Here is an 11,038-nt window from a genome sequence, read left to right on the forward strand (position 1 = left end):
GATGCTGCACCGGGGCCACGGCAGGCCGCTTGCCGGAATGCGACGCGCGCCGGGGTCGCTTTTCGACTGTCACGGAAGTTTTGGCAAAGCGTCACATCGTTTTTGGAAAGCGCCTGTTTGTTGCGCCAACACACCAACAAGAGGGATGATTCCATGCGTTTCGTAACGACAAGTGTTCTTGCGCTGTCAGTGGTGGCCGGTGCGGCCACGGCCGAGCAACTGACCTATGGGCCGCGGCCTGCCTACCTGATTGACCGGATGGCCGAAGGGGAGTTGAAAGACACCCTGAGCGCCTGCCTGGGCCAAAGCCCCGAACGGTCGGCGTTTTCCATCGGCCACCGGGGTGCGCCGCTGATGTTCCCCGAGCACACCGAGGAATCGAACCGCGCCGCCGCGCGGATGGGCGCGGGCATCCTTGAATGCGACGTGACCTTCACCAGCGATCACGAGCTGGTCTGCCGCCATGCGCAGAACGACCTGCACACCACCACCGACATTCTGGCCAGCGACCTGGCCGAAACCTGTGTCGTGCCATTTGCCCCGGCCTCGGGGGACGAGGCCGCCAAGGCGGAATGCCGGACATCCGAGATCACGCTGGCCGAGTTCAAGACCCTGACCGGCAAGATGGATGCCGCCGACAAAAGCGCCACCTCGGTCGAAGGCTACATGGATGGCACCGCCGCTTGGCGCACCGATCTTTATTCGGTGCAGGACGGCACCCTGATGACCCATGCGGAATCCATCGAACTGTTCCGCGATCTGGGCGCGAAGTTCACGCCCGAACTGAAAAGCCCCTCGGTCGAGATGCCGCACAACGGGTTTTCACAGGCCGATTATGCCCAGAAGCTGATCGACGAATACAAGGCGGCCGGCGTTCCGGCCTCGGATGTCTGGGCGCAAAGCTTCAACCTTGAAGATGTGCTTTATTGGGTCGAGAACGAACCCGAGTTCGGCAAACAGGCCGTTTACCTTGTTGAATGGCATGACGGGTTTGACGAGCAGGCCCCCGAAACATGGCAAGAGGATTTTGCCGCGCTCAAGGAGCAAGGCGTGAATTACCTCGCCCCCTCGCTCAACATGCTGGTGACGCCGAAAGATGGCGATTATGCCGCATCGGCCTATGCCAAGGCCGCGCGCGAGGCCGGTTTGAAGCTGATCGCATGGACGCTGGAACGCTCGGGCCCGCTGACCAACGGTGGCGGCTGGTATTTCCAGTCGGTGACGGATGTAACCGACAGCGACGCCGATTACTTCAACGTCCTGCATGCCCTGCATGACGATGCAGGCGTTGCCGGTGTGTTCAGCGATTGGCCCGCGACGGTGACCTATTACGCCAATTGCATGGGTATCGAGTAAGGTCCGGGGGCGCGCTCATCAGGTCTTGCGGCCTTCCTCGCGAGGAGCGCAAGCGATGAGCGCCCCCCTTTTTCCCGCTCAGCGTGATTGTTCGTGTGAGAAACGTTGGCGGGCGATGGCCTCGTTCCGTTCGGCCTTTTGCTGATCGGCGAGGGATTTTTCCACGTAGTTCAGATGCGCGATCACGGCGGCGCGGGCCGCCTCGCCGTCGCGTGCCTGAAGGGCCGCGTTGATGGCGCGGTGCTGATCCAGAAGCGCGCCGCGCGTGGTGCGTTGCTTGAACATGATCTGGCGATTGTAAAACACGCCTTCCTGCAAAAGCTGGAACATGGACCGCATCATATGCAGCATGACCACGTTATGGCTGGCCTCGATGATGGCCATGTGAAACTCGGCATCCAGTTGCGCCTCGGCCTTGGCGCTGCGTTTGGCGTGGGCGTTTTCCATCTTGTCGAACACCGCCTGCACCACCTGCAGGTCGGTATCCGAGGCAAGCCGCGCGGCGCGTTCGGCGGCCAGCCCTTCAAGGTCACGACGAAAGGCGATGTAATCGAAAACCGCCTCGTCGTGGTCGGCGAAAAGCCGGATCAGGGCGGGGGAAAAGGCACTGCCCAGCACGTCGGCCACGAAGATGCCCGAACCGGCGCGGCTGGAAAGCAGGCCCTTTTCCTGCAGCTCGGCCACCGCCTCGCGCAGGGAGGGGCGCGATACCCCCAGTTTCTCGGCCAGTTCACGTTCGGACGGCAGGCGTTCGCCCGGGCGCAGGATGCCCCGAAGGATCAGCTTTTCGATCTGGCGGGTGACCGCCGTCGAGAGTTTCTCGGGCGTGACTTTTTGAAATGGCATGGGCGCGGTCCTGAACACGGTGGCCGGGATGATAGGCGCAACTGCGACCACGGGCAAGGTTAGCCGCTTTGCCGCCACTTCCCCACTTGTTCGGGCAAGAAGGCCTCGACCGCCGCGGTGGCGATCACCAGCGTTTCGCCGGTGTCGGGGTTGGTCACGTTTTGCCCCCCCTTGACCGCCGTCACCTTGGCCTGCCCGCGCGGCAGGGTTCTGGCCAATGCCGCGCAATCCAGCGCCCCGGGGTCTTGCACACCGACGGTCACCTGCACCTCCATCTGGGCGTGGTTCAGGCCGATGGCGCCAAAGATCGGCAGGGTGGAATGGCGGATCGCATCCTGAATCGCGCGGGTGGCGGCCTTTTGGTAATCCATGCCGTGCAGGTCGTTGCCCATGCCCATCTCGATAATCACGCGGCGGCGGGTCATTGCAGGCGCTCCATGTCAAAAGCCACGGAAATCGCCGCGTTGGCGATGACGGTGGGGTTGCCTTCGCCTTCGGGGCGGGGGATGTCGAGGCCGCCGTGGGTGGCGGTGACGGTCACCCGGCCATAGGGGAAAACCTCGGCCACGGCGTTGCAATCCACCGCCTCGGGGTCCTGCACGGCCACTTCGACGTCGATCTGCATGGCCGATTTGTCAAAGCCGAAAAGCTCGGCCATGTTGATGGAATTGTGCCAAAGGGCATCTTGAACGGCGCGCTTGGCGGCCTGGGTATAATCCCGGCGGCGCAGCGAGCTGCCCATGCCGAATTCGGTCAGGACGCGGTGTTTGGGCATCTGTGATCTTCCTGCTCTGGATCGGGGGCAGTTTGCCGGGTTCCGCGCCGGTGTTCAATGCACGATAGCGATTGTTTTCCTGGCCACGAAACCGCCCCGCAAAAGCGAAAAGGCCGCCACCCTGCACGGGGTGGCGGCCCAAGGATCAATGGATGCGCCCGGTATTAATTCCAGAAGCCTTCATCGACGCCGTTCATTTCTTCCAGTTGTTCTTCGTTGAACTGGGTGACGAAAGCATAGCTGACATCGTCGACGGGAACGAGTTTCGCATCATCCACCGACAATACCACGTGCTTATCAGCCATCCCGAGGAAGCCGCCCACCTCGGCGACGATCCCTGTCATCTTGCCGTTCTTCGACAGGACGATGTCCTCGATCTCGCCGATCTGGTTCCAGTCGGAGTTCACAGCGTCAAAGCTTGCATTTTCCCAGCCTTCATCGTTGGCTTCGTTGGTGGTGTAGATCGCGCCGCCAGTGATATCGCGGGTGCGGATCAACTCGCCCTGCATGTCGCTCATTTCGGCGGTTGAGACGGTCCAGTCGCCGCTGGCGTTCCGGGCTTTCTGATCCATGCCTTGTTCGGCCTTGGCCTGATCCATGTCCTGCGAATTTTCGCTGCCATCGCCCGAGGTGTTCATCTGTGCGTTCGATTCGACCTGGGCCTTGTCGGATTCGTTGTGATTTTCGCTTTCGGAATGGCTGTCGGCAAAGGCTGTGGTTGCGGCCAGCGCCATTGCAATCGCTGATGTTCCGAGGAATTTCATAAGGTGCCTCCTTTTCATTTGGCTTGTGCAACCAAAACGCAATCGCCCCCCGATCCTGTTCCCGGACGGGGGGCGAAAAGATTCATGATTTGCGATGGAACGAAGGCCGCCCGGTTGCGTTGCGCGTGGGCTTAAAACTCCACCCCGATCTGCGCCTTGATGCCAGAGCGGAAGGGATGTTTCACCAGTTCCATCTCGGTCACCAGGTCGGCAATCTCGATCAGGTCGTCCTTGGCGTTGCGACCGGTCAGGACGACATGCGTCATATGCGGTTTTTCCTCGGCCAGGAACTGCACCACCTCGTCGATATCAAGGTAGTCATAGCGCAGGGCGATGTTGATCTCGTCCAGCAGGACCATCTTGTTGGCGGGGTCGCGGATCAACTCCTTGGCCTTTTCCCAGGCGGCCTGGGCCATTTCGGTATCGCGTTCGCGGTCCTGGGTTTCCCAGGTAAAGCCCTCGCCCATGGTGTGGAACGAACAGGTGTCGGAAAACCTGGACAGGATCATATCGCGTTCGCCCGTGCTCATCCCGCCCTTGATGAACTGCACCACGGCGCATTGCATGTCATGCGCGATGCAGCGGAAGATCATCCCGAAAGCGGCCGAGGATTTGCCCTTGCCCTTGCCGGTGTGAACGATGATCAGGCCCTTTTCATCGGTCTTGGTGGCCATGATCTTGTCGCGGGCGGCCTTTTTCTTGGCCATTTTCATCGCGTGGCGGTCGGGATCGTCAGACATGAGCGCGGTATCCTTTCACTGGAACAGGCCCAAGACATAAGGCGCAATCAGGGCGGTTAGCAAGGCATTGAGGCCCATGCCGATGCCCGCGAAGGCACCGGCGGTTTGATTGACCTGAAAGGCGCGGGCAGTGCCGATGCCGTGCGCGGCCACACCCACGGAAAAGCCGCGCGCGCGCCAATCGGTGATGCGCAGGGCGTTCATCAGGGGGGTCACGACAACCGCGCCGATGATCCCGGTGATGATGACCAATGCAGCCGTCAGCGTGGGCAGCCCGCCCAGTTTCTCGGCAATGCCGATGGCGACGGGCGCGGTGGTGGATTTCGGCGCAAGCGAGGCCAAGGTTGCGCCCTCGACGCCCAAGGCGTGCGCGATCCAGAGGGCCGAGGCAACAGCGGTGACCGACCCCACGATGAGCGCCCCAACCATGGGAAGCAGGGTGCGGCGAACATGGTGCAGGTTGGTGTAAAGCGGCCCGGCAAGCGCCACGGTGGCCGGGCCAAGCATGAAGTGCACGAACTGCGCGCCTTCGAAATAGGTGGCATAGGGCGTAGACGTGGCCCAAAGCACGGCCCCAAGGATCACCATGGCCACCAGCACCGGGTTGACCAGCGGGTTGCGCGCCGAGGCGCGAAACAGGGCATCGCCGATGAGGTAGGCAATCAGCGTGGCGGTCAGCCACAAAAGCGGCCCTTCGCGCAGGTACGACCAGATATCGGGCAACTCGGTCATTCTTCCGCCTCCTGACTGCCGGTCAGGCGGGCAAGGGCCACGAAGGTCAGCGCGCCCGCGATCAGGGCCAAAAGGGTACTGCCGACAAGTGCCGCCATCAGGGCAAGGCCCGAGGTGCCCAGCGCCTCGGCGTGGCTAATCACCCCGACGCCCGCAGGTACGAAAAGCAGCGACAGATGCGCAAGGATGCCCTGCGAGGTGGGCAGGATACGCTCGGCCAGCCCGGGGCTGGCCATGAACCCCGCCAGCAAAAGCGCCATACCGATCACCGGGCCGGGGATGGGAAGGGCCAGAAGGCGGGCCAGCACCTCGCCCACCAGTTGGGCGGAAAGGATCACGGCGATATTGAGGATCATGGGCTTGGCCTTTCGCGTCCTGCTTGGGGCAGCATATGGCCTGCGCCGCGAAAGGAAAGGCCGCGCCGGGGGCACGGCCATGGGAGGCTCCTTTTCACATTCCGGTTTCGGAATTCCTTACATTCTGAAACCGGAATGTGTATGAGGCGGAGTGTCGCTACTCGGCTTCGGGCCCTGGCCAGACGCATAAATAAACCGGATCGCGGGAACTTCCCTGCCACGGGCGCGTTATCCCGTCATGCTGGACTCTCGCCCCTCGGGCGACCCGATCTTGCGGGTTGCCGTGATCGTCATCGCCATGACCCTTGGGTTCGGCGCACTCAAACTGGCCGCGGATATCTTTGCCCCGATGGTTCTGGGCGTGGTGGCGGGGGTCATCTTTGCCCCGCTGACCGATATGATCGAACGCTGGGGGCTGCCTGCGGGATTTGCCCCGGCGATTGTGCTGATTCTGGGGATCTCGGGCCTTGCCGTGCTGATCGTTCTGGCCGAGCCGCTGGTATGGCGCATGGTCGACGCCCTGCCCAGCATCAAGTGGGAGGTCCGCTCGGTCATCGAAGAGTTCAAATCCCTTGTGCGCGGCCTCGACTCGGTCAATCGCGAAGTCGAAGAGGCCCTGGGCACCGAAATGCCGAACGGCCAAGGCGAACAGGGCGGCGAAGGGCCGATGCCGACGCTGTCGGGAACCCTGTATCAAGCCCCTGTGGTGCTGGCGCAGATTCTGATCTTTGGCGGTACGCTGTTCTTTTTCCTGCTGACGCGTAAAGGCATTTACCGCTGGCTTGCGCGCTGGATCGGCACATCGCGCGATACCGCAATCATCCTGCAACGGTTTACCACCGCTGAACACCTTGTGGCGCGCTACTTCCTGACCATCACCGTCATCAATACCGGCCTGGGGGTCGTCTTTGGCACGGCCATGGCCGTGATCGGGATGCCCGGCCCGATCATCTGGGGCATCGCCGCCGCCCTGTTGAATTTCATTCTTTACGCCGGTCCAGCCGTTATTGTCGGTGGCTTGCTTCTGGCCGGGTTGATCGTATTCGACGGGTTGATGATGCTGGCCCCGGCGGCGATTTTCCTGACCATCAACATGATCGAGGCGCAGTTCGTAACCCCCGCGATGGTGGGCAAGCACGTCGCGGTCAATCCGCTTTTGATCTTTGTGTCACTGGTGATCTGGCTGTGGCTTTGGGGGCCGATCGGCGGGATCGTGGCGATCCCGGTTCTGGTCATGGTGCTTGTCATGCTGGATGTCTTTGACATCGACGACAGCGCGGATGACCCAGGGCCGCAGGCCCCGCCCAACCACACCTCCTAAAGCGTTTCGCGAAAAACCTGAGTAACAGATTTTCGTGAAACGCAGTGCTCCACTCAATTCTTGCACAGGTTCCGCCATTCGCCAATGTCTCGGGTTAAAGACGGAACGCTTTGGGGCTTCAGACGACTTCCTCCGGCATACCCGGAAGGGGGGTGGCCACCGCTCGCGCCACATCCGAATCGTAGCGCACCAGGAAACCGCGCCGTTGCGCGGGCGGCAGGGCGCTGTTGGTCTCGACCAACCGGCGCCAATTGGCAAAGGCCGTATCAGGCGCCAGATACGCCGGCCCCGCGTCACGCGGAAGCCAATGGCCCATCGCCCGCCTGCGGACTTCCTCCACATGGGCGGCTTGATCAAGGTAAAGCCCTGCCTCGGTGTCCCAACGCATGCTGCGCCCGTTCAGATTGGCCGAGGAAACGATCGCGCCGAAATCGTCGAAGATCGACACCTTGGAATGCACATAGACCAAGGGGGCATGATCCAGTGTATCGCGCCCGTCGCTTTCCTTGCGGCGGGGCTGCACCGGTGAGGCCACCACGAACCGCTCTGGCCCAAAGGCGCGTTGCAACAACGCAAGACAGCGCACCTGCTGATGCTCGCCGAAACGGGCATCAAGGCCCGCGCTGCTGTCAAAGGCGATATCCTCGGGGGCCGCCGGCAGCACCACGATCAACCGCAGTTCGGGGCAAGCGCGCGCCCGTCCGGCCAAAGCCCGCGCCAAGGGCATATGGCGCAGGAACTGGGTTTCCAGATAGATCAGCCGACGCGCCTTCGAAATCGCCTGCATGTGCCGGGCTTCGACCTCGCGCAGCACGGATTTCGGCGCCATCCGCACCGGAAACCCGCGCCGCCGCCGCGACAGCGTGCGCAGGAACCCCGGCGCGGGTTCCGGCACCGTGGCCGATGACGGCCCACTGTCGGCAACCGTATCCAGAAAGCTTTCAAGATGGGCCTGCGCGGCCTTGACCACGGGGCCGGTCACAAGCGCCTGGATATCGTGCCAGGTGCTTTCGGCGGCGCGGCGGTGACGCTTGGTATCATAGCGCCTTTCGTTCAGGTCCAGCCCGCCGATATAAAGCGTCTTGCGGTCGAAAACGGCCATCTTCTGATGATGCGTGGCGGGGTACAGGTCGACCGGGCGCAGGGGAAACCGCAAGCAGCCCTGTTCGTCCTCGAAGCACATCTTCTGAAGGCGGGGCGTTTCGACCTTGAAACGCTGGCGCTCGGCTTGGCTCATGTCCTTCCAGGTTTTGGACAGCTTGTTCATCTTGTGACGCACCAGCGGGTAAAACACCATGCGCGGCAAGACCCCGGTGCGCGCATCGTGCAGCGCGATCTTGACGTCAAGCTTTGCATCGTCGCGGGCCAGTTCGCGCACCGCCGCGGTCTGTCGCAGGGTGCGCCACGCCAGTTGATGCAGATGCGGCGCGGCGAGAGGATCGAAATCCGACGCGATCAAGCGCACCTTGACGCCGCGATCCAGCGTGTGAACCAGAAGTTCCATCCATGTGCGCCCGATCCGGCGCGCGGCCGGTGACACCAGCCGCGTCGACAGGTCGACCACGCGGAAACTTGCGATGATCTCGCTCTCGGCCTCAAGAAAGGCGCGCTCGAACGCCGGATAGGCCTCTTCGGCGGTCACCAGCAAATCAAAGCTCTCCACCCCCGGCCGATTGCCCGAGGCTGTCACATCACTTGGCGTGGTCGGCGGGGTGGTATCCATGATCTCACTGTTTCCTGTCGCGTGCCATGAGGGCTTTCATGGCTTCGTCGCGTTCGGCGTCTGGGTCAGTTTTGAAAAGGCCCCCGCCTGAAAAGGCGGGGGCATACACCCGATGGGACAGGCGGGTGACCCGGGTTTGCCGTCTGGGGGGACGAGGGACAGCCCGGGAAAGCGGCGCATCTTCTTCTACCGCCTTCAGGGGGTCAACGATCAAGGCGGCGGAAAGTTCCCGCCAGGATTTACGAATTCTGGCTGTCATCGTTCGAAGCATCCGCCAGTTCCAGTTTCCCTTCGGAATTCACGATATGGTCGGCCACGAAAGCCTTGCGTTCGCCCGCCGGGCGCGAGGCGCCAACAGTGGTGTCACGGCGGGTTTCCAGTTCCACCTCGGCATTCAGAAGCGCCCCCAAAAGCACCACCTGCGCGCTAAGGTACAGCCACAACAACAAGGCGACCACCGCCCCGATCGAGCCATAGACCTCGTTCAGGGATCCGAAATTCCGCAGGTATATGGAAAAGGCGATAGAGCCCGCCGCCCAGGTCACCAATGCAAAGATCGCCCCGGGGGTGATCCATGCGGTCCGGGCGCCGCGCCGGTTGGGCCCGTAACGGTAGATCAAGCCGATAGAGAACAGGACAACGCCCAGAACGATCACCCATTTGACGGCGCTGATAAGCGCCTCCAGGCCAAACGGCAGGGTCAGGAAATTCAACAGGATCGGCACCAGCACGACCGAGGCAAAGGCGATGATCACCACCCCGATCAGCAGCATGGTCAGGCCAATCGCCATCGCGTAGCGCTTGATCGTGCTCTTGCGGTGCTCTTCGCGATAGATTGCATTCAGCCCCCGGATCAGCGCGGCAACCCCGTTGCGCGCCGTCCACACCGCCAGCAGGATCGAGACGATCCCGGTCAATTGCAGGGTCGTGCCGGTGGAACGGATCAGCGCCGCAACCTGTTCCTCGACGATGCCATAGGCCCCGGCGGGCAGAAGGTGTTGCGCCATCTCCAACTGGCTGGCGATGGTTTGCGGATCGGCGACAAGGCCCCAGATGGCAATCGTCGCGGCAATCGCCGGAAAGATCGACAGCATGGTATAAAAGGCGACACCGGCGGCAATCAGGCCAAGGTTCCGGTTATCGGATTCGCCCATCACCCGGCGCAGGACGCGCCACCAGGCCCGGTAGCCCAACTCGCTTGGACGTGCCGCCATATGCGTACCTGGCCCTTGATCGCCCATCGGTCAGGCGCGGGCCGACCGTGGCCCGGCAACCAGCCAGATGATGAACCCCAGAAGCGGCAGGAGCAGCACAAGCAAGACCCACAAAACCTTTGACCCCGTGCTTTGCGCCGAGCCGATGATCGAAACAATCGCCCACACATCCAGCACCAACAGGATCAAGCCGCCAATTCCAGTGATTTCCAACATATCGCTTCCCTTCCTTCCATGGGGCGCAGGCGCCCTCGCTTCGAGGACTAACGCGCCCACCGCCCCGAAGGTTCCCGAAACATCGGGAATCACACCCGGCTAGCCTGTAACGAAATCCTCGCGCGCATACCCCTGAACATACAGGAGTGCCGTCAGATCGCCATGATTGACCCGCACATCGCACTGCGCGGCGACACTTGGTTTGGCATGCAGCGCCACGCCCGTTCCCGCCCGGCCCAACATGCCCAGATCATTGGCCCCGTCGCCCACGGCGATCACCTCCGCCTCGGCAATGCCCAGTTGCGCGGTCACCTCTTCCAGCGCGGCCACCTTGGCCTCGCGACCAAGGATCGGCTGTGCCACCTCGCCCGTCAGGATGCCGTTTTCGATCAACAGGGTATTGGCGCGGTTTTCATGAAAGCCCAGATCGGCGGCCACCTTGGCGGTAAAGGCGGTGAACCCGCCCGAGACCAGCACGCAATGCCCGCCATGGGCACGCATCGTCGCCAACAACGCCTTGCCGCCGGGCATATAGGTGATCCGCTCGGCCAGAACCTGGTCAATCACCCCCGCGTCCAGCCCCTTGAGAAGCGCAACGCGTTCCGTCAACGCGCCTTCGAAATCCAACTCGCCGTTCATCGCGCGGGCGGTGATGTCTTTCACATGATCGCCCACGCCCGCCACGTCGGCCAGTTCGTCAATGCATTCCTGCTGGATCATGGTGCTGTCCATATCCGCCAAAAGCATGGCCTTGCGGCGCCCCTCGGTGGGCTGCACCACCAGATCCACGCGCATGCCCTGCAGATCCTGCCAGACTTGCCACAGGTTGCCGGGCATGGCCTGCAAGGTGAACTCGGCCGCCTCGTCGGGGGACAGCCAAACCGCATCCCCCCCGCCCCAAGCATTGCGCAGGTTCTCGACAAGGGCGGGCTCAAGAACGCCCGGCGGCGCGATCAGGGTGGCGGTAAACATGGAATCCTCGGGTTGGTCGTGGG

Annotated in this window: 13 protein-coding genes; 2 read left to right on the top strand and 11 right to left on the bottom strand. The window is 62.5% G+C overall.

The window, feature by feature from the left end:
* Nucleotides 1–153: 153 nt before the first annotated feature.
* The gene (locus RBB32_RS09780) at nucleotides 154–1,356 is read left to right on the top strand and encodes a glycerophosphodiester phosphodiesterase family protein (protein ID WP_306152517.1); all 1,203 of its coding nucleotides are present in this window, start codon (nucleotides 154–156) and stop codon (nucleotides 1,354–1,356) included.
* Nucleotides 1,357–1,434: 78 nt separating this feature from the next.
* Here the strand turns inward: RBB32_RS09780 and RBB32_RS09785 are convergent, their stop codons facing one another.
* From RBB32_RS09785 to RBB32_RS09815, 7 genes are all read right to left on the bottom strand, one after another.
* Nucleotides 1,435–2,202 carry a FadR/GntR family transcriptional regulator gene (locus tag RBB32_RS09785; protein ID WP_306152518.1) on the bottom strand — a complete coding sequence of 256 codons (768 nt, stop codon included), beginning with the start codon at nucleotides 2,200–2,202 and terminating at the stop codon, nucleotides 1,435–1,437.
* Nucleotides 2,203–2,261: 59 nt separating this feature from the next.
* Nucleotides 2,262–2,627, bottom strand: a complete 366-nt coding sequence (locus tag RBB32_RS09790) for a Lin0512 family protein (RefSeq protein ID WP_306152519.1) — start codon at nucleotides 2,625–2,627, stop codon at nucleotides 2,262–2,264.
* Nucleotides 2,624–2,977 (bottom strand): Lin0512 family protein, encoded by a 354-nt coding sequence (locus tag RBB32_RS09795; RefSeq protein ID WP_306152520.1) that lies wholly within the window; start codon nucleotides 2,975–2,977, stop codon nucleotides 2,624–2,626. Before RBB32_RS09795 ends, RBB32_RS09790 begins: the two co-directional genes overlap by 4 nt.
* Nucleotides 2,978–3,141: 164 nt before the next feature.
* A complete protein-coding gene (locus tag RBB32_RS21345) occupies nucleotides 3,142–3,741 on the bottom strand; it encodes a PRC-barrel domain-containing protein (protein WP_371931042.1) in 600 nt (199 codons plus the stop codon).
* 131 nt (nucleotides 3,742–3,872) lie between these two features.
* A complete protein-coding gene (gene cobO, locus RBB32_RS09805) occupies nucleotides 3,873–4,481 on the bottom strand; it encodes a cob(I)yrinic acid a,c-diamide adenosyltransferase (protein WP_306152521.1) in 609 nt (202 codons plus the stop codon).
* Nucleotides 4,482–4,496: 15 nt separating this feature from the next.
* Nucleotides 4,497–5,213, bottom strand: coding sequence for an LrgB family protein (locus RBB32_RS09810; protein ID WP_306152522.1), 717 nt, complete (start codon nucleotides 5,211–5,213; stop codon nucleotides 4,497–4,499).
* The gene (locus RBB32_RS09815) at nucleotides 5,210–5,569 is read right to left on the bottom strand and encodes a CidA/LrgA family protein (RefSeq protein WP_306152523.1); all 360 of its coding nucleotides are present in this window, start codon (nucleotides 5,567–5,569) and stop codon (nucleotides 5,210–5,212) included. Before RBB32_RS09815 ends, RBB32_RS09810 begins: the two co-directional genes overlap by 4 nt.
* Nucleotides 5,570–5,807: 238 nt before the next feature.
* Here RBB32_RS09815 and RBB32_RS09820 point away from each other — a divergent pair, with 238 nt between their 5' ends.
* Nucleotides 5,808–6,890: an AI-2E family transporter gene (locus RBB32_RS09820; protein ID WP_306152524.1), complete on the top strand. Its 1,083-nt coding sequence runs from the start codon at nucleotides 5,808–5,810 to the stop codon at nucleotides 6,888–6,890.
* A 118-nt stretch (nucleotides 6,891–7,008) separates the two neighbouring features.
* Here RBB32_RS09820 and RBB32_RS09825 read toward each other — a convergent pair whose 3' ends face one another.
* The 4 genes from RBB32_RS09825 to serB all read right to left on the bottom strand — a co-directional run bounded on the left by RBB32_RS09825 (nucleotide 7,009) and on the right by serB (nucleotide 11,015).
* Entirely contained in the window at nucleotides 7,009–8,613 is a 1,605-nt protein-coding gene (locus RBB32_RS09825; RefSeq protein ID WP_306152525.1) for a phospholipase D-like domain-containing protein, read from the bottom strand.
* A gap of 239 nt (nucleotides 8,614–8,852) precedes the next feature.
* Nucleotides 8,853–9,827, bottom strand: coding sequence for a YihY/virulence factor BrkB family protein (locus RBB32_RS09830; RefSeq protein ID WP_306152526.1), 975 nt, complete (start codon nucleotides 9,825–9,827; stop codon nucleotides 8,853–8,855).
* A gap of 30 nt (nucleotides 9,828–9,857) precedes the next feature.
* On the bottom strand, nucleotides 9,858–10,043 hold the full coding sequence (locus RBB32_RS09835) for a PLDc N-terminal domain-containing protein (RefSeq protein WP_306152527.1): 186 nt from the start codon (nucleotides 10,041–10,043) through the stop codon (nucleotides 9,858–9,860).
* 99 nt (nucleotides 10,044–10,142) lie between these two features.
* Complete coding sequence (serB, locus tag RBB32_RS09840; protein WP_306152532.1) at nucleotides 10,143–11,015, bottom strand: phosphoserine phosphatase SerB; 873 nt, start codon at nucleotides 11,013–11,015, stop codon at nucleotides 10,143–10,145.
* Between the last annotated feature and the right edge of the window lie 23 nt (nucleotides 11,016–11,038).

Origin of the sequence: Roseovarius sp. MMSF_3281, assembly GCF_030733685.1 — a bacterium.
In the GTDB taxonomy this organism is placed as follows: domain Bacteria; phylum Pseudomonadota; class Alphaproteobacteria; order Rhodobacterales; family Rhodobacteraceae; genus Roseovarius.